Origin of the sequence: Glaciecola siphonariae (assembly GCF_042652645.1) — a bacterium.
In the GTDB taxonomy this organism is placed as follows: Bacteria; Pseudomonadota; Gammaproteobacteria; order Enterobacterales; family Alteromonadaceae; genus Glaciecola; species Glaciecola siphonariae.
This window is the reverse complement of sequence record NZ_JBHSGU010000005.1, coordinates 214,146-240,463: the sequence shown is the minus strand read 5'-3', so window position 1 is coordinate 240,463 and position 26,318 is coordinate 214,146. Positions and strand designations below refer to the sequence as shown.

Sequence of the window (26,318 nt, the reverse complement as noted above, 5' to 3'; positions counted from 1 at the left end):
AGGTGAATTTGACAATGTCGACACCAGACAATAACGATTTTCTTTATATTCCGTATGCTGGCCCTGCGCTTCTTGAAACACCGCTACTCAACAAAGGAAGCGCGTTTACCGAGCGCGAGCGCAAGTCATTTAATTTATTGGGTTTACTGCCGCCTCGCTATGAGTCAATTGAAGAACAAGTAGACCGAGCGTATAAGCAATACAGCAGTTTTTCGGAGCCATTGAACAAACATATTTATTTGCGCGCGATCCAAGATAATAACGAGACATTGTTTTATCGATTGGTACAGCAGCATATCGAAGAAATGATGCCAATTATTTATACGCCCACGGTGGGCGAGGCGTGTGAACAATTCTCGGATATTTACCGCTCTTCTCGCGGGCTATTCATTTCGTATGAAGAACGCCACATGATGCAAGATATTTTGCGCAACGCTACCAAGCGTAAAGTAAAGGTAATTGTGGTTACTGATGGCGAACGCATACTTGGCCTCGGCGACCAAGGCATTGGCGGTATGGGTATTCCCATTGGTAAGCTATCGCTTTACACCGCCTGCGGCGGCATTAGTCCAGCTTATACCTTGCCCGTCATGCTCGATGTGGGCACTAATAATCAAAAGTTGTTAGACGACCCAATGTATATGGGAGCGCGTCACCCAAGAATATCTCAAGACCAATATGACGAATTTTTAGATATTTTTATAAATGAGGTGCAGCGACGATGGCCTGAAGCCATGATTCAATTTGAGGATTTTGCGCAACCTAATGCGATGCCGTTGTTAAAACGCTATCGCAATAAAGTATGCTGTTTTAACGATGACGTACAGGGCACGGCCGCTGTGGCCTTAGGCACCATACTTGCCGCCTGCAAAGCACGCGGGGCAAAGTTATCAGAAAAACGCATTGTGTTTGTTGGCGCGGGCTCGGCGGGCTGCGGTATTGCTGAAATGCTGGTTCAGCAAATGAAGTTTGAAGGCTTAAGCGAACAACAAGCGCGTTCACAGGTATTTATGGTGGACCGCTTCGGCTTGTTAACACAAGGCATGCAAGGTTTGCGAGACTTTCAACAAATATTGCAGCAGCCTTTAGAAAACCTAAGGGAATGGCAATACAGCGGTGAGTACCCCTCATTACTCGATGTGGTCAATTGCGCCAAACCCGACTTACTCATAGGGGTATCGGGTCAGCCTGGATTATTTACCGAACAGGTAATTCGAGCGATGCAGCAGCATTGTGAAATACCGATTATTTTTCCGTTGAGCAACCCGTCGAGGCAAGTGGAAGCGCGGCCCGAGCAGGTGATTGAGTGGACCGACGGCAAAGTTGTGATTGCAACCGGCTCTCCGTTTGCGCCGGTGCAGTATCAGGGGCGCACCTATCCTATCGCCCAATGCAACAATAGCTATATCTTCCCAGGGATCGGTTTGGGGGTAATTGCATCAAAAGCTCGGCTGATATCAGACGAGATGTTAATGGCTGCCAGTAATGCATTAGCCGATGCCTCACCGCTTGCGAGCGGCGAATCACAGGACTTGCTGCCGCCTCTAACTAAAATTGCAGAGCTGAGCAAAGCGATTGCTTTCGCTGTTGCGAAAGTGGCTATGGAGCAAGACCTCGCGCTCACTCTTAGTGACGAAGCACTGCTGGACAAAATCGAGCGAAACTACTGGAAAGCTGAGTATCGAGCGTTTAAGCGAGTAAGTTTGTAAACAAAGACAAAGACAATGCGACGGCTTAGCCATGAGGCAAGCCGCTATGCCTTCCCTGAAGGTTGCCCCCCAGCCGATATTCGTCGCCCCGCATTGGTGATGAAAGTGATGAAGACAGTCATAAAGACAGCAACAAAGACACTATCGCAAAGTACTGAAAAAGTGCCGAAATAATGAACGTCTGTTTGTGCTTATTAATAGGATGTTTTCTATACAATAGTATGGCATTTGGTCAAATACGCGTGTAGTCTGAGATAAAAATAAACGGCACGTAAGATGCTGACGGTTTTTTGCTTGGCTTACTTAAACGCTTAAGATGCATGTTAGCGTATGTCTAGCCCCTTATTTTTTTGAGCACATCCGCAAAAAATAATTAAGTGCAAAACACTGTTTTGGCGAGGCAACATGACTCTATTCTTCAATAAAAGCCAAAGCGTTCTTAAACGACTTTCGACAGCATGTTTGTGCGTATTGGTTTTCGCATGTTTTGATGCGTCAAGCTCTGATGCGCTAAACTCTTCTATACCAAGCACAGCACCAAGTGAAGCAGCAAGTCCAGAAGCATCGAGCTCAGATTCTCCAAATTTAGATGTATTAATCTCCAATTTCTATCTATTTGCAGACTCCTCCGCAGACTTAAGTAGTGCTCGCGCCGAACAAGCCGCCAAAATAGATAAATGCGCTATTCAATCATTTAGCGAGGTCGGGCCCCGCATCGACAACAGTCATGGCGTCGACAAGAACCAAAACCGAGCATCGATGCGTGAGCTAAACAAAGGACAAGCGATTACACTTACACTGCCGCGAGGCATTAACAAAATTAGTGTACAGTGCAGCTTAAATCAGCCTAGCGTTATCAGCTTTGACCGAAACGAACTCCTTTCAATTGAGTATCGCAATGCCGATATTAAACGCCTAGCGGCGACATCACCCTCCTATCTACTGCCGGTTGGCACGTTTAGCGTAGATTTTGTTTTGAACACCCACGCACTTGAGAGTAAAAAGATAGATTGGCAAAGCCTCGATGCATTTTTGTATAAAAGTCTAGTGAGCAATATCACCATGGCGGCGTTTTATGGTTTATGCGTGGTGTTAATGCTGTATGTGTTTTTTATGGGCCGTATTTTGGGCGATAGATCATTTCAGCTTTACAGCCTCTATGTGTTCTGTGCCGCAACCTTTTTTCTTTTGCAAGAGGGTCAACTACACATATTTTTGCCTGATCAGAGCTTTCTGTTGAGCCATCAAATGTATGTGCTCTTTGCCGGCCTTACCGTCATGGCGGCCACCGTATTTATCAGTAAAATCACAGATATAGATACGACCTTTCCTAAGTTTAGCTACTTTGGTTTAATACCGGCAGCTTTTGTTGTTTTGTTGATTGCGATATATATGCTTTTTGCTGAGCACTCACCCCTTGCATCATTTCTTGGTCGTTTTATGGCACTGCTTACCCTTGCAATCATGGTGGCAGTACTTTTATTAGTTATGATCCAAACGTATCGGCGAGTGCCCATGGCATGGTTGGTTTGCCTCAGTTTACTTTCGATGGTGGCGGCGATGGCCTACCGAGTGGTGATTGCGCATGGCGGAGAATTTTTGGAGCAATATGGCCTGATTATAGCGTTTGCGCTTGAGGCCTTTGTATTTGCTATTGTGGTGTCTTCACGCATTCAGCGAATTAAAATAGATAAGCAACAGGCTGAGAGTGACGCCAATACCGATTCGCTCTGTAATGTTTTAAATCGACGAGGCTGGATTGCTCAAGCAGGCATGCTGTTAGACGCTCAAGCTAACAAAGGCGGCCTGCTAAGCCTACTCTATATAGACTTAGACGACTTCAAACAAATCAACGACAGCTACGGCCATGAATGTGGCGATCGAGTCCTCGATATTGTGGCTAAAATTCTCAAAAATCAGTCTAGAGATGTCGATGTAGTGGGGAGAGTAGGGGGTGATGAATTTGTAATAGCTGGTCACTTCGACAATCAGCATGAATGTGAGGGCATAGCGACTCGCCTTCGGGAGCGCTTACATCAGCTCGACCTTCAAATTAACGAAGATTTGAGTATAAATATAAGCGCTAGTATCGGACATGTAGTTTTTGATGAACCCGCAAAAGACGTTAAACACATGCTAAACCTTGCAGACCAATCTATGTATCAACTTAAGAAAAAGTCTCGCACCAATGAATTCGCTGGCGCATTTAACTAGCGCGAGCAGCAAGCATGGCTAGCTATCGAGATTTAACATATATACTTTTGAGTTACGGGTGTAATTATACATCTGCTTTTTACTCGAAGGCAGCATATCAACGCTCTGTTCATCAAAACCTTGCTCCAAAAACCAATGCCCTGTCACGGTGGTCAACACAAAAATGCGTTTGAGCTGATACAATATCGCCTTGTTTTTAAGGGCAGCGAGAAGTCGTTCTCCTCGATTTTGTCCGCGATAGTCGCGATGAGTAGCGACACACGCAATTTCACCGCTAGCATCTTCCGGAAAGATATATAGCGCCGCGCAGGCTATGATCATGCCGTCTCGTTCGATGACGGTAAATTGCTCAATTTCACTTTCTAAAAGCTCTCTCGAGCGCTTTACTAAGGCACCACTTTCTTCCAGCGGCCGAATGAGATTGAGGATGCCGCCCACGTCATCTATTGACGCGCCGCGCAGTTGCTCATAGTGATTTTGCATGACCAACGTGCCGTCACCGTCTCGCGTAAATAGCTCTTTGAGCAGGGTGCCATTGTCTTTATAGCTAACACAGTGAGCGCGTTCAATGCCGGCATCAACAGTCGCCATCATCGCGGTTAAACAGGTACTTTCAGCAAGGACCTGCCCAGAATCGACTAAACTTCTCAATGCATTTAGTTCAATGGTGCGTATGAATTTTTCATTGCGTTGGTCATCGACTTTATATAGTCCATCAAATTCCGACAGCGTGATCAGTTTATCTGCGCCCAGAGCAATTGCTGCCTGAGTAGCAACGTCTTCATGCGATAGGTTAAAAACCTCACCGGTGGGCGAATACCCCATGGGCGAGAGCAATACTATTGAACCGTCCTCAAGTTGGTCTTGAATGCCCTCTACATCAATTCTGCGAACAAGGCCGGTATGCTCAAAGTCAATGCCGTTGCGCACGCCTATAGGTTTTGCAATCACGAGGTTGCCTGAACATACTCGAATGCGAGCGCCATGCATGGGGGAATTAGGCAGCCCTAAGGTAAGTAGGGCTTCAATTTGACTGCGCAACGAACCCGCAGCATCTTTTACGCATTCAAGTGTTGCCTTGTTTGTTACTCTCAAACCATCAACAAAACGCCCCTGCAGACCTCTAAGCTGTAAACGCTCATCAATTTGAGGGCGAGCGCCATGTGTAATAATTATGCGCATGCCCAAACTGTGAAGTAAGGCAATATCTTGAATAAGACGACCAAAATTTGCGTCAAGCACAGCTTCGCCGCCAAACATGATCACAAAGGTCTTACCCCGGTGAGCATTGATGTAGGGCGCTGAGCTTCTAAATAAACGAACGCTGTCTTCGTGAGATAAGGTCATAACTAGCTGCTCACACTGGCTTTTAGTTTGTCTAGGTATTCATGCTCTACATAGAGTGCTTGGGTTACCATGGCATGACTTGTGCCCCCAGGCTGATTGCGTTTACTAACCACTGCTTCAAGTTCAAGCCATGGATAGACGTCGTCTTGTATTTGTGGGTGCAGGCTTTGGAACTCGTCAACGCTGAGCTCCTCAAGGGCGACGCCTTTTGCTAGGGCTCTAACGACGGCCTGACCGGATATATCGTGAGCGGTTCTAAACGGGACGCCTTTGCCGACTAAATAATCGGCTAGTTCAGTGGCGTTTGCATAGCCCTGCTGCGCTGCCTTGCGTGTGGCATCTTGATTTACACTTAAACCATCGAGCACTTCACTGCCAATGCACAAGCAAATATGATATTGGTTGACCGCATCTATCGCACCTTCTTTATCTTCTTGCATGTCTTTATTGTAGGCCAAAGGCAGGCCTTTCATGGTGACCAAAAGGCCTTGCAAATGACCAAATACACGCCCGCATTTACCGCGCATCAGTTCAAGGGCGTCTGGGTTTTTCTTTTGTGGCATCAAAGACGAGCCTGAAGTAACGGCATCGCTTAGCTGCAGAAAGCCCGCTTCTCCTGAATTATAAAATATCAAATCTTCGGCCATTCGCGACAGATGCATCATGCCAGTGCTGGCACAAAACAAAAGCTCAAGCACAAAGTCCCGGTCGGACACCGCATCTAAACTGTTTAAGCAAGGACCGGCAAAACCTAATTCTGCGGCGAGCTGCTCTCGGTCTACGGCAAAGGTAGTGCCGGCCAGAGCGCCGCACCCTAAAGGGGACTGATTCAAACGATTCACGCAGTCGTCAATACGCGTTATGTCGCGTTTAAGCATTTCATTGTAGGCCAAGCACCAATGCGTAAAGAGCACTGGCTGGGCGCGCTGCAGATGGGTATATCCTGGCATGATCACGCCGTCGTGGCGCGAGGCACATTTTAATAGGGCATCCATTAAGTTAATTAAGTCATGTTTTAAACCCGCAAGATGGCGCTTACACCACAGTCGAAAATCAGTGGCGACTTGATCGTTCCGGCTTCGACCAGTATGCAGTTTGCGCCCTAAATCGCCAAGCTTGTCGGTTAAATAGGCCTCAACAAAACTATGAATGTCCTCTTCACCAGACGCACTAAAGTCAACGCTGCCAGCTTCGACTTGCTCGAGTAAGGCCCGCAAACACGCCTCTAAGTCTTGCTGCTCTTGGTCATTTAACACACCCGCGCGCACAAGTCCCTTCGACCATGCAATTGAGCCGGTGATGTCTTCTGCGGCCATAACGTAGTCGAATGGCAATGAATCATTAACTTGTTTAAACATTGCGCTGGCATCGCCAGCAAATCTTCCGCCCCAAAGTGCCATCTTATCCCTCTTTTTGTCCTGTTTATGTGGTGCCTGTGTTATTGCATACGCTAGCGGCTCTTGGCATGCAGCTTAGCTTACATGCACGTGTCGCTCCCTATCTTGCAAAAATGTGCTGCTTTCATACACCGGGCACATACATCGCATAAATACACCGCTTAATGCATGTTAGGCTAGTTTGCGCCGCCCTGCGCTTTAAGCGCTTTAATTCGGCTCGACAAACTGAACAAACGAATGAAGCCCTCAGCATGAGATTGGTCATACACGTCGTCTGCTCCAAAGGTCGCAAAATCTTCAGAATAGAGGCTGTTGGGAGACTTGCGCTGAATCACCGTTGCATTGCCCTTGTACATTTTTACAACAATTTCACCAGTTACCAATTCGGCAAAGCTCGCGGCACCGGCTAAAAGTGCATCATTGAGGGCGGTAAACCAGCGTCCGTCATACATCACGTGGGCAAACTCTAGGCCTATTTGTTCGCGATACTTCAATGCCGACTTATCTAGCACGAGCGTTTCGAGCGCTTTGTAGGCTTTTACTAACACCGTGCCTCCCGGAGTTTCATAGCAACCACGCGATTTCATGCCCACTAAACGGTTTTCAACAATGTCTATGCGACCAACGCCGTGGGCCGCTGCCAAGGTATTTAAACGCACTAGCGCTTGGTAAGGAGAGAGCGCGTCACCGTTGACATGGGTGAGCTTACCCTTGTTGAATGTAAGGCTTAGCGTTTCGGGTGTATTTGGCGCATCTAGAGGGTCTACCGTCATCGTCCAAACTTGTTTACTTGGTTCGCACCACGGATCCTCTAGTTCACCGCCTTCATGTGAGATATGCCAAGCGTTGGCGTCTCGGCTGTAAATTTTTGTGGCGCTGGCCGAGCTTTTTATGTTTCGGCTGGCTAAGTAGTTAAGCAAATCTTCACGCGAGACCATGTCCCATTCGCGCCAAGGTGCAATCACTCTAAGCTCCGGTGCGAGGGCTGCAAAGGCACCTTCAAATCTCACTTGGTCATTACCTTTTCCAGTACAGCCATGGCTTAGTGCGTCTGCACCTACCTTACGAGCCACCTCAACTTGTGCTTTTGCAATAACAGGACGCGCCATAGATGTACCGAGTAAGTACTCACCCTCATAAACCGCACCGGTTGTAATGGTGGGATAAATAAAGTCGCTAACAAATTCTTCTTTTAAATCTACGATATGACATTCACTGGCGCCACTGGCAATCGCTTTAGCCTCTAAGCCTTCTAGCTCTTCTTCGCCCTGTCCTACATCCGCGGCAAACGCGACTACTTCACAACCATAATTTTCTATGAGCCAAGGCACAATGGCCGAGGTGTCCAAACCGCCTGAATAGGCCAAAACTACTTTTTTGATGTCAGACATATAGTCCCCTTAACATTGATATATGTAGATATTTAAACGTGGCTATTACGCCATTTACAGTTCCATATCGGTCATTAAATAGGCAAGTATGGCATTTTGTGCGTGCATTCTGTTATTGGCCTGCGCCATCAGTAAAGACTTATCAGAATCCATGAGCTCGCCGGTAATTTCTAAATCTCTGTGGGCCGGTTGGCAGTGCATTACAAAGCGAGCTTGGGTAGCTTCCATTAATGCCGCATTGACTTGAAATGGCATAAAGGCTTCTTTTATTTTACTTAGCGGAGTATCGTCGCCCATCGACAGCCACGTGTCGGTGTATATCACATCACAGCGTTTTAAGGCATCGGTAGAGTGCGCAAAACTCACGCCTACGTCATTTGCCAAAGCAAGCTTGCTGACAGCCTCGCGAATACTCGGGTCGATTTCATGGCCCTCGGGCGTAATCACATACTGATGACAGCCAAGCAATACACCTAGGGTGAGCAACGAATGGGTAACATTGTTACCGTCACCCACGTACGCGAGCGTTTTACCCGCCACGCTGCCGAGATGTTCATGCATACTTATGTAATCGGCTAGAGCTTGGCAGGGGTGGTAGCGGTCGCATAACGCGTTCACGACTGGGATATCGGCACCGCTTGCTAAACCCTCTAAGGTCTCATGTGCGTATACGCGGGCCACAATGGCGTCGGCCCATTGAGTAAGGTTTGCGCCCACATCGACCGGGTCTTCTCGCTTTTTAAGCTCTGAGCCCTGACTGTCCACGTACACCATGTGTCCACCTAATTTGTGGATGCCAATGTCAAAGCTTACGCGAGTGCGTAAGGAGGGCTTCTCAAATATGGCAACCACCGATTTTCCGTCTAGCAATTTGCCGTATTTTTGTGGCTGCTGTTTTAAGTCCAAAGCGAATGCGAGCAATTTACCGGCATCTTCGGTGGACCAGTCAGCAAAGCTCAATAAATCTTGATGCATAGTCAATCCTGTTCTATTCATGTGGTGGTTGCGGGAAGTATTTGTGTGCCAAAGCTATTATTGCCAGTGCTCAAGGCTGCGACATCGTTCCAACTGCCGATGGTAACCGCTTGTTGCAGCGCGTCGGCTGCTTCTTGGGCGGCGCGCACTTTAACCATCATGCCATCGGTAATGACACCATCCACAATGAGTTGCTGGGCTGTTTGCGCACTTAAATGCGGTAATTTCTGGCGCGACGCATCGAGAACGCCGCTTACGTCAGACAATAAATACAATTGCGCATCAAGCAGCTGTGCTACGCATATTGCACCATGGTCGGCGTTAACATTATAAAGCTGGCCGCTATCGTCTGCACCGATAGACGCGACAATCGGTAGCATCCCCTGGGCTAAAAGCGCATTGAGCAGCACAGCGCTATTCGGATGAGGTTCGCCAACTGCACCTAGGGCTTCGCTTATTGGTGTGCATCGGGTCATATCGCCGTCAGCTAAGCTTAAGCCAACACCCGACAAGCCAAGTCCGCCCGCTTGAGCAACAAGGGTTTTGTTTAAATATCCAGACAAAACACCCGCCACTACCGGCATGTGGTGTAAAGGGGTCACGCGTAGTCCGTTTATTTTGTCACTTTGTAAGTTTAGGGCTTTAAGCTGGGCCTGCACTTGGTCGCCGCCGCCATGCACTAGTACGACACGGGCGCCGCTCGTTTGTAATTGCTTTATAGCGTGCAAAAGTGGATGTTTGTGTTCGCTCTGCTCAAGCAGTTCATCAAAAAAACGACCTCCTACCTTTATAACGAGAGTTGGCTGTTTGTTTTTCATGCGTGTATTAAACCTGTTGTTTCATCTAGTTTGCACATAATATTTGCACACTGAACAGCCTGGCTGGCAGCGCCTTTCAATAAATTATCGATGGCACTTGTTACCACAACGCAGCGTTTGTCTTTATCAAAGGCCCAATGAATATCGCAAAACGGTGTATGCGCAACCTGATCAACCTTTGGCCACTGTGAACAAAGACGAACTAAAGGCTTATTGGCGTATGCATCGACAAAGGCTTGGTCTATATCCTGCTCGGTGACATGCTCTGACGTAAAGGCCGTAATGGTTGCTAAAATGCCGCGCTTGAAGGCACCTAAATGAGGGGTGAAAATGACATCACTGTTGGCAAACTCCTCAATTTCAGGCGTATGGCGATGACCGAGCACGCCATAAGCTTGCAAGCTCACCTCATAAAAGCTTGATGTCATTGATGCTTTGCGCCCGGCACCGCTTACACCGCTTACCGCGTTTATTATGGGCATTTTTTCAAGGTCGAGTAGTGCACTGTGCATGAGGGGTTTCAGGCCAAGTAAAGACGCCGTAGGGTAACATCCGGGTACGGCAATCAACTGTTTTGCATTTTGTATCTGTTGGTAATGCCACTCAGCTAGGCCATATACGCGCTGCTGCATTAATTCTGGATATGCATGCTTAAATCCGTAAAAACGCTCAAAAGTGTTGGTATCGCTGAGTCGAAATGCGCCCGACAAGTCAAAAATTTTAGCACTAGTATTGCGCAGCAAGTGTGCCCAATGGTGGCTAACCTCGTGAGGGAGCGCCATGAAAATGATGTCGTGTTCGTGACCTATTTGCTCGACCTGCTCGTCAGCTAACGGCTGCATGAGTAGTGCATTTTTGTGAGCATCGTTTGCTTGAATGTGGGCTAATTGCGGGTGCACCTCGCCTACACCTTTGTGGGCATCGGCGCTGTTGTGCGATACAAAGCAAGCGCTTAAGTCAAATGTTGGATGGGTGACCAATATTTTTATTAGTTCAGCCCCAGTATATCCGCTGGCGCCCATTACACAGGTTTTCATCATAAATGTTCTTTGTCAGAAATAAAAAAGGGCTTGATAACAGACTACTATGTTTAGTCCTCTGTTATCAAACCATACAGGAGTTAATCAGTACTTAGTGACCTACCGCCGGCAAGTATCCTCATAACGCGTCTTGGGAGAGACTGGTGACATTCAATATTCCTAATATGCTACTCATTAGTTATGCAGTTTATGGCCCGACTTTTGCGCAAACCACAAGTCGTAAACACGACATTGCAAAGCTACGTTAAATTTAATCTTCTTTAATCTTAACATGGCAATATATATATGCAATATAAATATATAAATATTCATAAAATAAGATTAATTGGGTTAAATTCGCCCTATTTTTGAATGAATATTTGATTTTAATTTCTTTTTTATTTTTCATGCAATAGTCTAAAAAATAAGGCGTTTTGGCCGATACAGACTTACATAAAATTTCTCATTTTGCTTGGAGTCTATTGTGACCAATACGATTTTGCTTGCCGAATACACGCGTACTCAACTGGTATTTCGTTATGTACTGTTAGTACAGGTTTTACTGAGTGTGGGCATCGGATATGCCACCGACACTTTATGGCTCGGACTGGGCGTAGGTTTGCTCATTGCATTGCCCGCTATTTTCGTTGGCCTAACTAGCCCTGCAAGCGCGATGTCTCGCCACGTGGTTGCCATGGCAACACAGCTCATGGCGGCGTTACATATCCAACAAACAATGGGCATGACCGAGATGCACTTTCAGGTGTTTGTGCTATTAGCGTTTTTGTCATTTTTCCGAGACTGGAAGGTGATCATTACTGGCACATTAGTGGTGGCTATACATCACATTGGCGGATTTATTATTCAGCATGCTGGTGGCTCGTTGGTGGTATTTGAGGATGCAAGCCCAAGCTTTTTAATCCTGATTATTCATGCTGCATTTGCTATTGCTGAATGCGCAGTACTTGCTTTTATCGCGCACGGTTCTCGGCAAGAAGCCGACGCCTCCACATTGCTCAAAAGTTCAGTTGAGCGCATTGTTGGCGACGATGGTCAAATTAACTTAATCGACGAACACATTGTAGATACAAAGCAGTTAGCGCATTTCAATGCGATGCTTACGGCGGTAAAAGCGCTAGTGTCGGAGGTGTCGCATTTAGGATCACAACTGCTGTCATTCGCAGAAAAAGTGCAACGCTCATCAAACGCGCTTGACGAAACCGTTGATGCACAATACGAACAAGTAAGCAGCATTTCTGCCGCAATGCGCGACATGACCAATAGTATTCAAGACGTCGCAAACTTATCGCAAGATGCAAACGAATATACGAGCAGTGCGACGGTTAAAACCGAAGAAACCCGCACCGCGATAGTCGACAGTAGAAATAATATAAGCCAGCTTAAATCAACGTTGCAGACAACATCTACCGCGATAAGCGATTTGAGCCACAAGTGTCAGAATATCTCTGAAGTGATGCAGTCGATAAAGTCGGTTGCCGAGCAAACGAACCTACTTGCACTTAACGCGGCGATAGAATCTGCCCGAGCAGGGGAGCACGGCAGGGGCTTTGCAGTCGTTGCCGATGAGGTTCGAAACCTAGCGATAAAATCAAAAGAGAGCGCCGAAGAGATTGAAAAAATTACGAGTTTATTAACAGAAAGCGCAAACCATTCGGTAGACAATATGGAAAACTGCGTTGAAATGGTCAACGTGGCGGTAGAATCGTCTGAACTCGCTACTAACAACATGCAACAGGTGCTCGACACCATTGCCGTAGTTAACACCAACGTCACAAATGTGGCTGGGTCTGCCTCAACACAGGCGTCTACCTCGGCTTCAATTAGTCAATCTGCAGAGCACCTAAACGGTTTGTTCCATGAAGAAAAAACGCAGGTAGAATCATTGAAGCAAGAAGTCCAAGACCTCAACAAACTTACCGAGGAGCTAGGAGAGCAACTTCGCAAGTTTAATATTTAACTTCAGTGCTGTTGCTTATCCAGAGCTGAGATTAATTAAGCATGCCTGAAAGCGTCAAATCAAAAATAAGTACAAGCCTCAAATGGGGGCTTGTGCTGCTTTGGTTTGGACTGGCTTCATCTCTTGTTATGGCAATGAATCGGTTCACGCTTACCGACTTTGATCATGACAATCGTTTGGCCATGCAGCTTATGTCTCTAGATTTTGAGCAACGCTTAGTAGAGCGCTTGGCAAAGGCACAAACAATGCGTGGAAAGCGCATTGTTCATATTCGTTCAAGCGAGCCGTGTTTTTGCGAGTCATTGGTTGCTTCTCATGCCAACAAGCTCGATGCGCTGGTAGCAAAGCAAAATACTCAGAGCAATCCAGCCGTAAATGATGCGAGTATTACCAATGTCTATTACATTGATTTGTCGCAGCACCCTTCTCTTACAGCGCTAGTTCCATCCACCCCCGCCATTGCCGTTATAAATGAGCAAGAGCAATTAGTTTACTATGGGCCGTATGCGCAAGGCAGTGGCTGCTTTAGCAGCGCGGGGGAAGTTGATGCCGTTATTCGCAAGGAATTAATGGAACAGAGGACTGCGCGTAGTGAAAGCATAGGTAAAAATAGCGCTGTGATCAGAGCAGAGGCGAGAGGCTGTTACTGCAATCAGGGCCTAACGAGTTAGCACGGCAGAGCGCAACACATAGCCGCTTGGGGTTTAGGTTTGTTCGAGCCTGAATCTAGTGAGGGGGCATACGCTAATCTAAAAGTCGCTTTGCGCCATCCTGGCCGCTCAGGCGCGCACATCCATGTGCGCGCATGCTTTTAGATTAGCGTATGCCCCCTCATTTTTACGATTCACACTCGAACAAACCATTGCAAGCCTAGGTCTTGGTGACTGTGTTTACTTGGCCGGTTTATTGCGCTTCTTACCGTGCTTTTTACGAGACTGCTCCCTGTCTACAATCTTCTTAAATTTAGCGCGCTGCTCATCATCGAGTACCTGCAGCATGTCAAAGCGCGACTGCGTTTTAGCCACACCAAATTCAATTGCAGCGCTCTGCGATGCTTGAGCAATGGTCAGCCAAGCTTCTTCGCTAAATTGGTTACTGTAAACCAGCGCTTTCTCAGCATCCTTTGACGCCTTTAACGTTTGCGCCAGTTCAGCGGTAGCATCACGATGTTGCTCTTGAATATCGCTTATCGCTTGGCTTTGTTCGTCAGTCAAATTCAGGCGTTTTTGTAAGCGTTCGAAGTCCAGAGCCTTGCGTTGCCTTTCCTTTTCAGCGCGCTTTTCTTGCTTGGCTGCAAATTCAGCTTTTTGTTCGTCATTCAGCAAGGACCAAGCTTGATGTTTGGCCGTTGCAATGTTTAATTCAATGTTTATGGCTTGCTCAGTCCGAAGCCTTACTAAGTCTTGAGCAAGCGCAGCATCGAAAGTTTCTAAATTAAACAAGGCCTCCATCTGCGCTTTAAGTGCCTCAATGTCTGCTGCATAGACTGCATTGTCTTGTTTGACTTGCCGCATGATTTCACGAATATCTTGCTTTTGAATGTCGCTTAGGTCTAATCCAGCAAATATGCGCGCCTTACTAATCTGACCTTTATGGCCGTTATGTCCTGGCGCTGCGGTGGCTAATGAAGCGTTTGCACTGGCTAGGCTAATAGCTAATGCAGTCAATAATATAGTGCGTTTCATAGTAATTCCTCTTTTGGCTAATGTATTTTGGCTGAAAATAAAGGCTCACAAAGCTGTAAACCCTCAGTGAACAAATCATAGCCTGTGCAATGCAAAGAAACGCATAGCCATTGTAAAGCTTGTGTAAAGAATCTGCGTGTGTAGTATCAATATTTTATTATGCATTCATAGCACACGGTTTTAAGGTGATAGATGCACACCATTTTATTAATAGACGATGATATTGGATTAACTCATTTACTGTCTGAATACTTATGTCAGCAAAATTACCAAGTTGAGGTGGCAAACACGCCTGAACTTGGTTTGCAGATGCTTAAGAAAAACGACTACGATGCTTTGTTACTCGATGTAATGATGCCCAGTATTGACGGTTTTGAAGCCTTGCGTCAGCTGCGTCAATTTAGCAGTATTCCTGTGATCATGCTTACCGCAAAAGGCGATGATTACGATAAGATTTTGGGTCTGGAGTTGGGCGCTGACGACTATCTACCCAAACCGTTTAATCACCGGGAACTACTTGCGCGCATCAAAGCTTTATTACGACGTACGCAAAGCCAAAGCAGCTTTGTTAAAAACAAACTGCTGCGCCTGCACGGCATTGAGATTGATGAAGCCAGCCATAGTGCAAGCGTCGATGGGCACGAACTAGTGCTCACAGGCACCGAGTTCTCTATGCTGGTGCATCTGCTCAAGCAAGCAGGGCAATTACTCAGCAAAGAGCAGCTTAGTAGCCTTGTGCTAGGAAGAAAACTAGCGCCTTTTGACAGAAGCCTGGATATGCACATGAGCAATGTGCGCAAAAAATTGGCCGAGCAAGGCATAAACGATGTCATTAAAACCATTCGCGGTAGCGGATACATGATGGTGGCCGAGCGAGAATGACCAAGATATTGCGCGCCTTTACAAGTCTAAATCCGGCTAATAGTCTATTTGGCAAAATTTTTATCTGGTTTTGGCTATCGGTTACTACGCTGTTAGTCTGTGCGTTTGTTCTCGCACGCATCATTCGCCCGGGTTTAGATGTATCTTCTGCCACGCAGGAGCAAATTAAGCAGGGTGAGCGAGTTTCTGGATTTGTGCAGATGGCCCTCGAGCGAGGTATCGAGCCAAACAGAGCGCTTCGACGAGTCGCGAATCGAGGAAAATGGCAGCTGATGCTCGTGAATGTTGCCACCGAAGAGTTAGTTTTAGGCTTTCCGCCGCCAATTTTACCAAACAAAAGACCCATACTTGAACTCGCTCAAAGTACCCAGCGTGTGCATATAAGTGCCCCAAACATGGAATTTGTAGGGCCTTTTGAAGTAAAAGCGCCAGACGCCACATATAAATTGTTCGTAGGGCGCTTATTAAAACGGGAAGAACGAAGACCTGAGTCGTGGGGTGTTGCCCTATTGGTGATAATCGCAGTGGGTTCGCTGCTATGTTTACTACTAGCGTGGCGTTTGACCAAACCTTTACGTGAGCTTAGCCAAGCCAGCCGTGCATTTGCAGCAGGCGATTTACGCTCGAGGGTAGGGAGTAGCAATGGCAGCCTTTCGCGCCGTGATGAAATTGGCCAGTTGGCGAATGACTTTAATGACATGGCCGACAAACTCAACACAAGTTTGCAACAACAAAATATGCTGCTCGCGAACGTTTCTCATGAGCTTAGAACGCCACTTACCCGACTGCAGTTAGCCGGAGCCATGCTGCAAGATAAATATCATGGCGATGCGTACCTTGACCGCATCGAGCATGAAATTACTACGATGGACAAACTCATTGGTCAAATTTTAAAACTAACGCGCATGCAAAACGCCAAACGTGGCATGGCGCCGGAGCACGAGCAAGGCTTTAAAAACCTCTCGCTAGATGAGCTGGTACTAAGGTGTATAGCCGACCTTGAATTTGAGGCGCAAGCTTTGTCAAAAAATCTAGCATGCTCGGCCTTGCCTCAAGTTAAGTTAATGGCAAATCAAGAGGCATTTGTCAGTGCTCTTGAAAATATAACCCGCAACGCCATCCGATATGCCCGAAGTCGTATAAGTCTCGGTTTTGTATTGGATGCTGAAACCCTGCGCATTAGCATTGAAGATGACGGAGCAGGGCTTGCACCTGGTGATATCGATAAGCTTTTTGAACCCTTTTTTCAGGCGCCATCGAGCACGAGTTTATCTGAAGATACTGAGTTTGATACAGCAGATGGGGGCGTTGGCCTAGGTTTGAGTATTGCAAAAGCGGCCATTGAGCTTCATAACGGTAGTATCAGCGCAGCAACATCAGACTTAGGCGGTTTGCGCTTTACTATTGATGTGCCTATCATTGCGCCAAAAGCTTGTTAGGAGTTAGCACACCGGTGTTCATCAACGACGAAACTGCATTGGCGTCTTATTATCAAGAGTCACTGCCGCAGTTTATCAGCGAGTCGCTTGTTGCGGGTTTTTGGCAACGCCCCGATGCTGCACTTCTGCACTATCGTTACGTGATTAATCCCGACGCAAAAGCATGGATAGTGCTCGTGCAGGGGCGCTCTGAGTCGGTGGTAAAATACGCAGAGTTTATCGATGAGCTGTATCGCAATGGATTTAGTGTTTTTGCTTTTGACCACATTGGGCAAGGTCAATCAAGCAGATTAACCGATAATCCACTGCATGGCTTTGTGTCTAACTTTGACGAATATGTTGAAGATGCCGCTGCACTTATTAAGCAAGTATTGCACCCTTTACAGGAAACCCATGGTCAAGCAAGTTTGCCTAATTACTTATTAGGGCATTCGATGGGAGGTGCCATTTCGACTTTACTGTTAATGCGCCACCCCGCACTGTTTTCCAAAGCCGTGTTATGCTCCCCAATGTACGGTATTGCGACACCTATTCCAGCGGGTTTAGCAAAGATATTAGTGAGTGTTGGTGCTTATATACACAGGCTGTTGGGCATTCAATCGGGCTACTTTTTAGGGCAAGGCGATTACAAAGATGTGCCTTTTAAAAACAATAAGCTTACCAGCAGCGAAGTGCGCTACCGCTGGTTTAAACAGTATTATAATGATAACGTCGATGCGCGCTTAGGTGGGGTGACCTTTCAATGGTTAGCGGCGGCCTTGCAGGCAATAGACACCATTGAGCAGCAAGCCAGCGCATTAAAAACCCCTTTATTAATGCTGAAAGCTGGATCTGACCAAATTGTAGATAACAAAGCCATTGATTCGGTGTTTGTTAAACTGCCGCAGGCAAGCTTGTTAAATATTGACGGTGCTCAGCATGAAATTTTGTTTGAACGAGACCGCTATCGACGCCCCGCGGTAGAGGCTATCCTTGCATTTCTTTTGGACAAAGCCGACGAAGCTGAGGCGCACTAGATAAAGCTCTGATAGACTACTCGCCTTTCATTGAACTCTATTACTTGAGATATACGTAATGCTAGATGTGGTGCTTTACCAACCCGAAATCCCCCCGAATACCGGTAACATTATTCGACTTTGTGCCAACACGGGATTCAATTTACACTTAATTGAGCCTTTGGGTTTTGATTGGGAAGAGAAAAAAGTGCGGCGCGCAGGACTCGATTATCATGAATTTGCTCAAGTATCGCGTCATAAAGACTTGCAAACCTATTTAGATATACATCAGCCCAAGCGTGTGTTTGCCTGCACAACAAAAGGTCAAACCTTCCATTCTGACGTTCACTACCAAGCGGGCGATGCCTTGTTATTCGGACCAGAGACGCGTGGACTGCCAGAAGAGATTATTTTTGATTTGCCCCCGCATTGCCGAGTGCGCATTCCAATGGCGCCCGACAGCAGAAGTATGAACTTATCTAATGCGGTTGCGGTGTTTGTGTATGAAAGCTGGCGCCAGTTAGGTTATCCCAACGCTAGATAGCCTGAGCTTGTTGCAATAAGCCCTTGCTACTCATTAGTTTGTTCGCGGCTGAGCAGAGCAAGGGCTGCCTCTTTAGCTGGTTTGCCGTGGTAGAGCACTTGATATATTTGCTCGCAAATTGGCATTTCAACACCTTGCTGCTTTGCTAGAATATGCACTTCGTCGGTGTTTCGATAACCTTCAACCACTTGGCCGATACTGGCAATAGCCGCTTCAACTTCTAGCCCTTGACCCAAGGCTAGACCAAAACGGCGATTCCGTGACTGATTATCGGTACAGGTGAGTACCAAGTCGCCAAGGCCTGCCATGCCCATAAACGATTCACTCGTGGCGCCTAAAGATACCCCAAGACGCGTCATTTCAGCTAGGCCTCGGGTAATCAAGGCGGTTCGAGCGTTAGCGCCAAACCCTAAACCATCTGCTAAACCTGCACCGATGGCAATTACATTTTTAACCGCGCCGCCAAGCTGCACTCCAATCAAGTCGTCGTTTAAATACACTCTGAAACTCTTGGGGTTGTGCAACATTTGGCTAAACTCGCTGGCAAGCTCACTTGATGTGCTCGACAGCGTGATTGCGGTGGGTAAACCCGCTGCCATTTCTTTAGCAAAGGTAGGACCCGATAGCACTGCTCTTGGTATCTCATCACCTAAAATATCATGCACGACATCTTGCAAAAGGCGCCCTGTGTTAGGCTCTAGGCCTTTAGATGCCCAAATGAGCTTATGATGTGCTTTGATATAAGGCTTCATAGCACTGAGCATATCTGCAAAAGCATGACTGGGCACCACTACAAGTAAATACTCACTTGCCGCCATCGCCTCGGCTAAATTGCCCGTGGGTGCTAAATGCTCAGGAAAGGTGAATCCGTCGAGATATTTGCTGTTGCAACGTTCACGCTGCATCAAAGCAATATCAGTGCTGTTTCTTCCCCACAAATGCGTTGGGTGAAGGTTGCGACTGAGACAAAAAGCAAGGGCGCTGCCATAGGAGCCAGCGCCAAAAACGCTTACGCTTGCTTTTATCTCAGGAGATTTCAAGTGCGCAGCCTATGCATCTAACTTAGGTGCGTCGCCTTGGGCATCTTGCTGCTCACGGCGCTGCTGAAGGTATTGTGCATAAATTGCATCAAAGTTCACCGGCTGAAGATTAAGCGCCGGGAAGGTGCCGCGATTAACCAAGTTAGATACTGTCTCACGTGCATATGGGAACAGCATGTTGGGGCAAAATGCACCAAGCATGTGAGCTTTGTTGGCGTCTGGCATATCGCCAATGGCAAAAATACCGGCTTGCTGTACTTCACATAAAAAGCCTACAGTACCTTCAACCGTCGCGGTAACGGTAACCGATAAGATGACTTCATATAGGTTTTTGTCGAGTTCAGTGGTGCGAGTATCAAGGTCTAACTTTACTTCAGGCTTCCATTCTTTTTGAAAAATAGCAGGTGAATTAGGCGTTTCAAAGCTCATGTCTTTGGTATAAATACGCTGTAAGTTAAATTGTACTTCTTGTTGTTTTGTTTCTGCTGGGTTGTTATTTGCTTCGTCAGCCATGAGTGTTACCTGTTATTGAGAGTGTGAATTAAAAATCACCGCAGCTATGCGGCGAACTACTTATGTTTTATGTGCCTTTAGGAGTCTGATTGCTTCAGTATAAAATGACTACACGCAATTTCAGAAACCCATTTCAAAACACCGTTTATCCTTGCAATAAAGCGTCGAGTTTATTGGCCGATTCTAGAGCAAAAAGGTCGTCGCATCCGCCTACGTGAGTCTGCCCAACAAAAATTTGTGGCACGGTAGTGCGTCCATTTGCCTTTTCTACCATTTCGGTTTTAAGGTCGGGTGTTTGCATTAAATCGTGCTCTGTATAGTCAACGCCTTTCTGCTCGAGCAGCATTTTAGCGCGCTTGCAGTAGGGGCAATAATCTTTGGTGTAAATCACTACATTTTGCATGGGTGTTACCTTAAAAGTTGATAAAAAGCGGGGCTATTTTTCGACCGGTAAACCTGCCGATTGCCAAGCATTCATGCCGCCACTTAGCACGTTAACGTCTGTAAAGCCCTGTTTAGCCATTTTGTTGGCGGTGCCTGACGCCAGATTACCCATAGCGCAGACAACAATAATGGGTGTGTTTTTGAACTTTTCAAGCTTTGTAAAGTTTCCTTCGCGCACCTCTTCGGGTTTAATTTGTCGGGCGCCAACGATATGACCGGCTTTAAAGTCTTTCTGTGGGCGTATATCCAATAAAACGGCGTCTTTTTTATTGATCAGCAAAGTAGCGCCATGGTTGTCGACGCGTTTTGTTTTTGACAGCAGGGGGCTGATAAACGAATACGCCAAAATCACGACTAAGGCTACCCAGATTGCGGATAAAATTAGATTATCTCTGGCAAATTCAATGAGTTGGTCCATGTTGATATATTCCTACTGAGGTAGACTGCAATTTAAGAACGCGAATTATATAGAAAGCGGTGCTAAAAAACACGCGCTAACTGCCCAAGCTTAGCAGTGCGTTTTTTCATAGTGCTATTACATATCACGTTTTATTGTTTATGCGCGGTATAAATACTGGTAAATTAGCATACATGAACAGAATGCTTGCAGTGCTTGGTAGCGCTGCATTGCCCTAATTCAACCTTCTGCATTTAGCCAAATAAGGAACTCAATGACTTCTCAAAAAACGCCTTTAGCACTGATTATTCTCGACGGTTGGGGCCATCGAAAAGAAACAAAAAACAATGCGATCGCGGCGGCTAATACGCCCAATTTAGACCGACTAAGCGAGCAATACACTAGCACGCTCATCTCCGGTTCAGGCATGGACGTAGGTTTGCCAGAGGGGCAAATGGGGAATTCTGAAGTTGGCCATGTGAACTTAGGCGCAGGCAGAGTGGTTTATCAAGATTTCACCAAAATCACCAAGTCGATTAAAGACGGTGAGTTTGCCCACAATCAGGCCATTACCGAGGCGATTGATAAAGCCGTAGCGGGCGATAAGGCTGTGCATATCTTAGGGCTGCTGTCTGACGGCGGTGTGCATTCTCATCAAGATCATATATTTGCTGCAATGAGCCTCGCAGCGCAAATGGGCGTGAAGCATGTTTATTTGCATGCATTTTTGGATGGTCGCGACACACCGCCTCGCAGCGCTCAAGGATATCTAGCCAGCGCTCAGCAGCTTTGCGACAGTTTAGAGGGTGTAGAAATAGCCTCTGTAGTGGGGCGATATTACGCTATGGACAGAGACAATCGCTGGGACCGTGTTGAACAAGCCTATAATGTGATTGTTGACGGCACGTCCGACTTTTCAGCCAGCGATGCAAACAGCGCGTTGGAAGATGCTTATGCTCGCGACGAGAACGACGAGTTTGTAAAAGCGACCAAAATCGCAAACTATCCGGGCGTAGCTGACGGCGACAGCATTATATTTATGAATTTCAGAGCAGACCGAGCCCGTGCTATGTCGCACGCCCTTGTAGATGAGGAATTTTCGGGTTTTCAAAGAAACCGTTTTGCGAAGACTCACTTTGTGATGCTGACTGAATATGAAACTACCTTAAAAGTGCCGTGCGCTTTTGCCCAAGAGAAGCTTGAAAACGTGATGGGCGAGTGGCTTGCTAAAAACAATAAAACCCAGCTTCGCATATCTGAGACCGAAAAATTTGCGCACGTAACGTTCTTTTATAGCGGTGGTAAAGAAACCGAATACCCAGGTGAAAGCCGCATCCTCATAAAGTCGCCTGATGTAGCCACTTACGATCTTCAACCAGAAATGAATTCTACCGAGCTTACTGATAAGTTAGTTGAGGCCATCTTGTCTAGGGAGTTTGATGCGATTATTTGTAACTTCCCAAATGGCGACATGGTAGGGCATACCGGTAATTTTAACGCTGCGGTAAAAGCCTGTGAAGCAGTTGATAACTGCATAGGACGCATAATTGAGGCGCTCGAGAAGGTAGGGGGCGAATGTTTAATTACCGCCGACCACGGTAATGCAGAGCAAATGATAGACCCTGATACCGGCGTTGCTCATACCGCGCATACCAGTGAGCCGGTGCCTTTTATTTATTATGGCCGCAAGGCACTAGCTCGCGAAAATGGCACATTGAGTGACGTTGCGCCCACCATGCTTCACCTAATGGGTATGGAGCAACCCAGTGAAATGACGGGTAAGCCGATTGTTACGCTCAAAGCCTAATTGGCGCTGTTTGCAAGGCGGCTTACTCGCTGACATGCAAAATCATCTGCTTGGTTTAACCGCCACCAGCAAGCGCGTATTTTTGCGCTTGCTGATGTTAAGCTGCGTGAGCATTGGTTTAGTTATGCCGAGTTTTTATGCCGCCGCGCAAGATCAGCAGGCAGATTTACAAAACATACAGTCGCTGATTGAACAAACTAAAGAGCAGCTTGAAGAAAAGCTAGAAGATTCTGAGAGACTCCAACAGGAGCTTAAACTTGCCGAGCTGCAAATAGCTCAAGCGGCGACTGTGCTTAATCAAACCGACCGCGCTTTGTCTGAAACCCGCAGCGAAATCGCTAATTTAGAAAAAGAGCGCGCCACAACAGAAGATAAAATAAACGAACAGCAAAGTTATTTATCAAATCAAATTCGTAGTGCTTTTATGGCGGGCAACTACGACTTTGCCAAAATGGTGTTTAATCAAGACGAAGCCGGAAAGTTCGAGCGGATACTCACCTATTATCAATACCTTAATAACGCTCGGCTCGACCAAATAACTGAGTTTCGCTCCCTTATCCGCACCTTTGAAAATCTTCAAAAACAGCTCAACGACAAAGAAAACGAACAAATTGTATTAATCGCTCAGCAGCGCACCCAAGCAGACGATTTGCGCAGTCGTCAGCAGGCGCGCTTAGTGACCTTGAAAAACTTAGACGCACAGATAAAAACCGACCAAGCACGTGTGGCTCAACTGTCTCAGCAAGAGCAAAGTTTAATGCAGGCGATTGAGCAGGCCGAAATTAACGCACGCAGGGCAGCTTCTAGAAATACACAAGCGGCCGTTGCAATGACGGGTCTGACCGCATTAAAAGGAAAGCTTTTAGTGCCTACGTCGGGCAAAATTGACCGCTTGTTTGGTAAGCGCCGGCAAGGGCAAGTTAGGTGGAAAGGCATTGTGATAAATTCACCCACCGGCACACCGGTGAATTCAGTTGCCGATGGTAAAGTGCTCTACGCTGACTGGTTAAAAGGCTTCGGCCTAGTGACCATTGTTGACCATGGTGAAGGTTATATGAGTGTTTATGGCCGAAACCAAGCGCTATTAAAAAATGTAGGTGACAGCGTAATTGCTGGCGATACTATCAGTTTAGTGGGAAATAGCGGTGGGCAAGCCCAGCCCGGATTGTATTTTGAAATTCGTCACAAAGGAAAAGCGCTTAACCCGAGCCAATGGTTTGGCAGGGGCTAAGTCGCGGTCATCCGTTAGCTAAAGCTGTGGCACTCTTACGAGTGCTTTCTCTCGCTTCTATTTCAAAACAAGCTCATTTGTAAATCAATGTAAAGATGCTGAACTAATCTACATTTGCATGGACTTAATCACGTTGAAAGAGCCCTTTGCAGGTTGCACTCGTTTAGCTGTTTGCGATGTCTTCTTTCACCTTTTTTAAAGTGAATATGATTGGAGAGTCCAATACCCATGCAACAATCTAATATCCTTCTTATTGACGATGATGTTGAGTTAACCGGCTTATTAAGTGAGTATTTATCGGTTGAGGGATATCAAGTCACAGTTGCACACGATGGGGAGGCCGTGGCGGCAATCTTGAGCAGGTATAACTTCGACTTAATACTGCTAGATATCATGTTGCCCAAAATGGATGGTTTTGAAGTATTAAAAGAAATTCGTTTACGCCAGTTGGTGCCAGTGGTGTTGCTAACTGCAAAAGACGAAGAGTTTGAGCGAGTCTATGGCTTGGAACTCGGTGCCGATGATTATGTGCCAAAACCTTTTAGTTCTAGAGAATTACTCGCCCGAATCCGAGCGCACATTCGCCGTGAAAATTATGCTGCTAATCGTAGTGTGAAGTCCATTTTGAATATTGGAAAGTTGGTTGTAAATAGCAATCTACGGGAAGTCTTCTATGACGGTATGCTTTTGGCACTTACAGATACTGAGTTTGCACTCGTTGAAATGCTTGCTTTGTATAAAGGTAAAGTAGTTTCTAGAGAGGACATCAGCTTACATGTCTTTCGCCGCCCACTGAGTGAATTTGACCGCAGCATTGACATGCATTTTTGTAATCTTAGGAAAAAGTTCGCACTATGCAAAGCCAATAATCTGATACGTACAATTCGTGGAAATGGCTATATGCTGGTGCAAGAATGGCGTTGACGAACTCTAATCCATTGCGTCGAATTTTTCTTCGATTTAACCCTACAGCGAGCATCTTTGCGCGAGTATTTATCTGGTTCTGGTTTGCCACTGTGATATTAATTGCAACCACGGCGTACTTGGCGAGGCAGGTGTTTTTCGAACTTGAAATTCATGACATAGACCCTCCGCAACTTGTCGAACTAAGTATGATTGAACAAGATATCAATAAGTATTTTGTATCTTTAAACGCCGGCCCCCTTAGCACCGAACAAAAGGCGCAGGCTCTGTACGAGTATTCTGTTGACAATAAGATATTCTTGATTGCATTGCCCGTACACGAGCAACTTCCTGCATCGTCAGAAAATTTTGGACTAGAGCGGTCAAGTGAGTTAAATACTTCAGATGATTTAGATTTGATTGCACTTCCTCCGCCCGTTATCCCTTCAAACATTCAACTTCAAATCTTCAGAAATCAGCAAGAACTTAAACGTTTTGATACGAGTTCGGCGGCATACTACGGCCCCCTGAATCTAACGATTGGCGACGAACGCTTTTTGGTTTTTCGCGCAGTGCCCAAACCGCTTGCTTGGTTTGTTAGTGCGAATCAATATAGTCCAAAATTATTAGCTGTACTGTCGGTCCTTCTCAGTGGGCTGTTCTGCTTTGCGCTAGTGAGAACCTTGGTGAAACCAGTTAAAGATTTGCAAGAGGCCACTTCACAGATGGCAAATGGGCAGTTGAACTATAGGATACCGGAAGGAAAGCTTAGCAAAGATGAACTAGGTGAATTAGGACGCCAATTTAACACGATGGCTGCGCGCATAGAGCAGCAGATATTGGTTCAGAAGCGCCTGTTAGCTGATATATCTCACGAACTAAAGACGCCCCTAGCAAGACAATCAATAGCGCTAGATTTGATTCACCAACAAAATAAGCAAGCTACGCACAAAGGTTCCACAAATTACACGGTCGATAATGAGCACCTGCAACGTATTGAAAAAGAAAACAAGCTAATTAACGAAATGATCAGTAGCTTGTTGACCTTGTCTAGACAAGAGTTGGGGCAAACAAGGCAGCGAGACGTCTTTCAAATTGATGCAATGTTACAAGACTTAGTCGATGATGCCGCTTATGAAAATGCATCGATTACCGTATCATTTGATAATCATGAACGGCAGATATGCTTGTTTAATGCAAACCGGCAACTTTTATCTAGCGGCTTAGAAAATATTCTTCGCAACGGCCTTAAATATGCAAAATCATTCGTGCTGGTCTCGTTACGTCAACAGGAGAATACACTTAAAATTACCATTGAAGACGACGGATGTGGAGTGGCAGAGGCGGACCTTAACAACATATTTAAACCTTTTGTTAGAGTATCAAAGGCCAGAGATCGCATCAGTGGCGGCGCAGGACTAGGCTTGGCAATTGCACAAAAAGCGATTGATGCCATGAAAGGCCACATTGAAGCCACCAATAATAAATATGGCGGGCTGACAGTGAGCGTTGTTTTACCCAACGATTTGGATGCAGAATGTGACTGTTCCCCCCGCCAGCAGCGCGGCAGGGGCTAAGTCGCGGTCATCC

General features: G+C 46.4%; 24 protein-coding genes. 13 read left to right on the top strand and 11 right to left on the bottom strand.

Annotated features, from left to right (window positions below; genetic code table 11):
• Nucleotides 1–14: 14 nt before the first annotated feature.
• From ACFO4O_RS12275 to ACFO4O_RS12265, 3 genes are all read left to right on the top strand, one after another.
• The gene (locus tag ACFO4O_RS12275) at nt 15–1,709 is read left to right on the top strand and encodes an NAD-dependent malic enzyme (protein ID WP_382408937.1); all 1,695 of its coding nucleotides are present in this window, start codon (nt 15–17) and stop codon (nt 1,707–1,709) included.
• Between the two features lie 15 nt (nt 1,710–1,724).
• Entirely contained in the window at nt 1,725–1,883 is a 159-nt protein-coding gene (locus ACFO4O_RS12270) for a hypothetical protein (RefSeq protein ID WP_382408935.1), read from the top strand.
• 231 nt (nt 1,884–2,114) lie between these two features.
• Entirely contained in the window at nt 2,115–3,923 is a 1,809-nt protein-coding gene (locus ACFO4O_RS12265; RefSeq protein ID WP_382408933.1) for a sensor domain-containing diguanylate cyclase, read from the top strand.
• 18 nt (nt 3,924–3,941) lie between these two features.
• On the opposite strand, the gene argA is transcribed toward ACFO4O_RS12265, so the two are convergent.
• From argA to argC, 6 genes are all read right to left on the bottom strand, one after another.
• The gene (gene argA / locus ACFO4O_RS12260; protein ID WP_382408931.1) at nt 3,942–5,270 is read right to left on the bottom strand and encodes an amino-acid N-acetyltransferase; all 1,329 of its coding nucleotides are present in this window, start codon (nt 5,268–5,270) and stop codon (nt 3,942–3,944) included.
• Nucleotides 5,271–5,272: 2 nt separating this feature from the next.
• Nucleotides 5,273–6,670, bottom strand: a complete 1,398-nt coding sequence (gene argH, locus ACFO4O_RS12255) for an argininosuccinate lyase (protein WP_382408929.1) — start codon at nt 6,668–6,670, stop codon at nt 5,273–5,275.
• 173 nt (nt 6,671–6,843) lie between these two features.
• Nucleotides 6,844–8,058: an argininosuccinate synthase gene (locus tag ACFO4O_RS12250; protein ID WP_382408927.1), complete on the bottom strand. Its 1,215-nt coding sequence runs from the start codon at nt 8,056–8,058 to the stop codon at nt 6,844–6,846.
• 54 nt (nt 8,059–8,112) lie between these two features.
• The gene (locus ACFO4O_RS12245) at nt 8,113–9,033 is read right to left on the bottom strand and encodes an ornithine carbamoyltransferase (protein WP_382408925.1); all 921 of its coding nucleotides are present in this window, start codon (nt 9,031–9,033) and stop codon (nt 8,113–8,115) included.
• A 17-nt stretch (nt 9,034–9,050) separates the two neighbouring features.
• Nucleotides 9,051–9,851 carry an acetylglutamate kinase gene (argB, locus tag ACFO4O_RS12240; RefSeq protein ID WP_382408923.1) on the bottom strand — a complete coding sequence of 267 codons (801 nt, stop codon included), beginning with the start codon at nt 9,849–9,851 and terminating at the stop codon, nt 9,051–9,053.
• Nucleotides 9,848–10,891 carry an N-acetyl-gamma-glutamyl-phosphate reductase gene (gene argC, locus ACFO4O_RS12235; protein WP_382408921.1) on the bottom strand — a complete coding sequence of 348 codons (1,044 nt, stop codon included), beginning with the start codon at nt 10,889–10,891 and terminating at the stop codon, nt 9,848–9,850. Before argC ends, argB begins: the two co-directional genes overlap by 4 nt.
• 463 nt (nt 10,892–11,354) lie before the next feature.
• Here argC and ACFO4O_RS12230 point away from each other — a divergent pair, with 463 nt between their 5' ends.
• Both ACFO4O_RS12230 and ACFO4O_RS12225 read left to right on the top strand, forming a co-directional pair.
• The gene (locus ACFO4O_RS12230) at nt 11,355–12,848 is read left to right on the top strand and encodes a methyl-accepting chemotaxis protein (protein ID WP_382408919.1); all 1,494 of its coding nucleotides are present in this window, start codon (nt 11,355–11,357) and stop codon (nt 12,846–12,848) included.
• 41 nt (nt 12,849–12,889) lie between these two features.
• Nucleotides 12,890–13,519: a DUF6436 domain-containing protein gene (locus tag ACFO4O_RS12225; RefSeq protein ID WP_382408917.1), complete on the top strand. Its 630-nt coding sequence runs from the start codon at nt 12,890–12,892 to the stop codon at nt 13,517–13,519.
• Between the two features lie 219 nt (nt 13,520–13,738).
• On the opposite strand, the gene ACFO4O_RS12220 is transcribed toward ACFO4O_RS12225, so the two are convergent.
• Nucleotides 13,739–14,533, bottom strand: coding sequence for a Spy/CpxP family protein refolding chaperone (locus ACFO4O_RS12220; protein WP_382408915.1), 795 nt, complete (start codon nt 14,531–14,533; stop codon nt 13,739–13,741).
• Between the two features lie 192 nt (nt 14,534–14,725).
• Here ACFO4O_RS12220 and ACFO4O_RS12215 point away from each other — a divergent pair, with 192 nt between their 5' ends.
• Genes ACFO4O_RS12215 through trmL form a run of 4 tightly spaced genes read left to right on the top strand, consistent with a single transcriptional unit; the run spans nt 14,726 to nt 18,393 of the window.
• Nucleotides 14,726–15,415 carry a response regulator gene (locus ACFO4O_RS12215; RefSeq protein ID WP_382408913.1) on the top strand — a complete coding sequence of 230 codons (690 nt, stop codon included), beginning with the start codon at nt 14,726–14,728 and terminating at the stop codon, nt 15,413–15,415.
• The gene (locus ACFO4O_RS12210) at nt 15,412–16,854 is read left to right on the top strand and encodes an ATP-binding protein (protein WP_382408911.1); all 1,443 of its coding nucleotides are present in this window, start codon (nt 15,412–15,414) and stop codon (nt 16,852–16,854) included. The genes ACFO4O_RS12215 and ACFO4O_RS12210 overlap by 4 nt, the downstream gene beginning before the upstream one ends.
• Nucleotides 16,855–16,868: 14 nt before the next feature.
• A complete protein-coding gene (locus ACFO4O_RS12205) occupies nt 16,869–17,870 on the top strand; it encodes an alpha/beta fold hydrolase (protein ID WP_382408909.1) in 1,002 nt (333 codons plus the stop codon).
• A gap of 58 nt (nt 17,871–17,928) precedes the next feature.
• Nucleotides 17,929–18,393: a tRNA (uridine(34)/cytosine(34)/5-carboxymethylaminomethyluridine(34)-2'-O)-methyltransferase TrmL gene (trmL, locus tag ACFO4O_RS12200; RefSeq protein ID WP_382408907.1), complete on the top strand. Its 465-nt coding sequence runs from the start codon at nt 17,929–17,931 to the stop codon at nt 18,391–18,393.
• A 26-nt stretch (nt 18,394–18,419) separates the two neighbouring features.
• Here trmL and gpsA read toward each other — a convergent pair whose 3' ends face one another.
• From gpsA to ACFO4O_RS12180, 4 genes are all read right to left on the bottom strand, one after another.
• Nucleotides 18,420–19,418, bottom strand: a complete 999-nt coding sequence (gene gpsA, locus ACFO4O_RS12195; protein WP_382409586.1) for an NAD(P)H-dependent glycerol-3-phosphate dehydrogenase — start codon at nt 19,416–19,418, stop codon at nt 18,420–18,422.
• Between the two features lie 24 nt (nt 19,419–19,442).
• Nucleotides 19,443–19,946: a protein-export chaperone SecB gene (gene secB / locus ACFO4O_RS12190; protein WP_382408905.1), complete on the bottom strand. Its 504-nt coding sequence runs from the start codon at nt 19,944–19,946 to the stop codon at nt 19,443–19,445.
• A gap of 145 nt (nt 19,947–20,091) precedes the next feature.
• A complete protein-coding gene (gene grxC / locus ACFO4O_RS12185) occupies nt 20,092–20,349 on the bottom strand; it encodes a glutaredoxin 3 (RefSeq protein ID WP_382408903.1) in 258 nt (85 codons plus the stop codon).
• Nucleotides 20,350–20,382: 33 nt separating this feature from the next.
• Complete coding sequence (locus tag ACFO4O_RS12180; RefSeq protein ID WP_382408901.1) at nt 20,383–20,808, bottom strand: rhodanese-like domain-containing protein; 426 nt, start codon at nt 20,806–20,808, stop codon at nt 20,383–20,385.
• Nucleotides 20,809–21,061: 253 nt separating this feature from the next.
• Between ACFO4O_RS12180 and gpmI the strand changes: the two genes are divergently transcribed.
• The 4 genes from gpmI (at nt 21,062) to ACFO4O_RS12160 (ending at nt 26,305) form a co-directional block, all read left to right on the top strand.
• On the top strand, nt 21,062–22,594 hold the full coding sequence (gpmI, locus tag ACFO4O_RS12175; RefSeq protein ID WP_382408900.1) for a 2,3-bisphosphoglycerate-independent phosphoglycerate mutase: 1,533 nt from the start codon (nt 21,062–21,064) through the stop codon (nt 22,592–22,594).
• Entirely contained in the window at nt 22,575–23,825 is a 1,251-nt protein-coding gene (locus tag ACFO4O_RS12170; protein WP_382408898.1) for a murein hydrolase activator EnvC family protein, read from the top strand. The genes gpmI and ACFO4O_RS12170 overlap by 20 nt, the downstream gene beginning before the upstream one ends.
• A 228-nt stretch (nt 23,826–24,053) precedes the next feature.
• Nucleotides 24,054–24,749 (top strand): response regulator, encoded by a 696-nt coding sequence (locus tag ACFO4O_RS12165; protein WP_382408896.1) that lies wholly within the window; start codon nt 24,054–24,056, stop codon nt 24,747–24,749.
• Complete coding sequence (locus ACFO4O_RS12160) at nt 24,740–26,305, top strand: ATP-binding protein (RefSeq protein ID WP_382408894.1); 1,566 nt, start codon at nt 24,740–24,742, stop codon at nt 26,303–26,305. The genes ACFO4O_RS12165 and ACFO4O_RS12160 overlap by 10 nt, the downstream gene beginning before the upstream one ends.
• Nucleotides 26,306–26,318 lie beyond the last annotated feature (13 nt).

Excerpts from the sequence above, each read along its gene's own strand:
- ACFO4O_RS12275 (WP_382408937.1), top strand. The coding sequence starts at position 15 with ATGTCGACACCAGACAATAACGATTTTCTTTATATTCCGTATGCTGGC.
- ACFO4O_RS12270 (WP_382408935.1), top strand. The coding sequence starts at position 1,725 with ATGCGACGGCTTAGCCATGAGGCAAGCCGCTATGCCTTCCCTGAAGGT.
- ACFO4O_RS12265 (WP_382408933.1), top strand. The coding sequence starts at position 2,115 with ATGACTCTATTCTTCAATAAAAGCCAAAGCGTTCTTAAACGACTTTCG.
- argA (WP_382408931.1), bottom strand. The coding sequence starts at position 5,270 with ATGACCTTATCTCACGAAGACAGCGTTCGTTTATTTAGAAGCTCAGCG.
- argH (WP_382408929.1), bottom strand. The coding sequence starts at position 6,670 with ATGGCACTTTGGGGCGGAAGATTTGCTGGCGATGCCAGCGCAATGTTT.
- ACFO4O_RS12250 (WP_382408927.1), bottom strand. The coding sequence starts at position 8,058 with ATGTCTGACATCAAAAAAGTAGTTTTGGCCTATTCAGGCGGTTTGGAC.
- ACFO4O_RS12245 (WP_382408925.1), bottom strand. The coding sequence starts at position 9,033 with ATGCATCAAGATTTATTGAGCTTTGCTGACTGGTCCACCGAAGATGCC.
- argB (WP_382408923.1), bottom strand. The coding sequence starts at position 9,851 with ATGAAAAACAAACAGCCAACTCTCGTTATAAAGGTAGGAGGTCGTTTT.
- argC (WP_382408921.1), bottom strand. The coding sequence starts at position 10,891 with ATGATGAAAACCTGTGTAATGGGCGCCAGCGGATATACTGGGGCTGAA.
- ACFO4O_RS12225 (WP_382408917.1), top strand. The coding sequence starts at position 12,890 with ATGCCTGAAAGCGTCAAATCAAAAATAAGTACAAGCCTCAAATGGGGG.
- ACFO4O_RS12220 (WP_382408915.1), bottom strand. The coding sequence starts at position 14,533 with ATGAAACGCACTATATTATTGACTGCATTAGCTATTAGCCTAGCCAGT.
- ACFO4O_RS12215 (WP_382408913.1), top strand. The coding sequence starts at position 14,726 with ATGCACACCATTTTATTAATAGACGATGATATTGGATTAACTCATTTA.
- ACFO4O_RS12210 (WP_382408911.1), top strand. The coding sequence starts at position 15,412 with ATGACCAAGATATTGCGCGCCTTTACAAGTCTAAATCCGGCTAATAGT.
- trmL (WP_382408907.1), top strand. The coding sequence starts at position 17,929 with ATGCTAGATGTGGTGCTTTACCAACCCGAAATCCCCCCGAATACCGGT.
- secB (WP_382408905.1), bottom strand. The coding sequence starts at position 19,946 with ATGGCTGACGAAGCAAATAACAACCCAGCAGAAACAAAACAACAAGAA.
- grxC (WP_382408903.1), bottom strand. The coding sequence starts at position 20,349 with ATGCAAAATGTAGTGATTTACACCAAAGATTATTGCCCCTACTGCAAG.
- ACFO4O_RS12180 (WP_382408901.1), bottom strand. The coding sequence starts at position 20,808 with ATGGACCAACTCATTGAATTTGCCAGAGATAATCTAATTTTATCCGCA.
- gpmI (WP_382408900.1), top strand. The coding sequence starts at position 21,062 with ATGACTTCTCAAAAAACGCCTTTAGCACTGATTATTCTCGACGGTTGG.
- ACFO4O_RS12165 (WP_382408896.1), top strand. The coding sequence starts at position 24,054 with ATGCAACAATCTAATATCCTTCTTATTGACGATGATGTTGAGTTAACC.
- ACFO4O_RS12160 (WP_382408894.1), top strand. The coding sequence starts at position 24,740 with ATGGCGTTGACGAACTCTAATCCATTGCGTCGAATTTTTCTTCGATTT.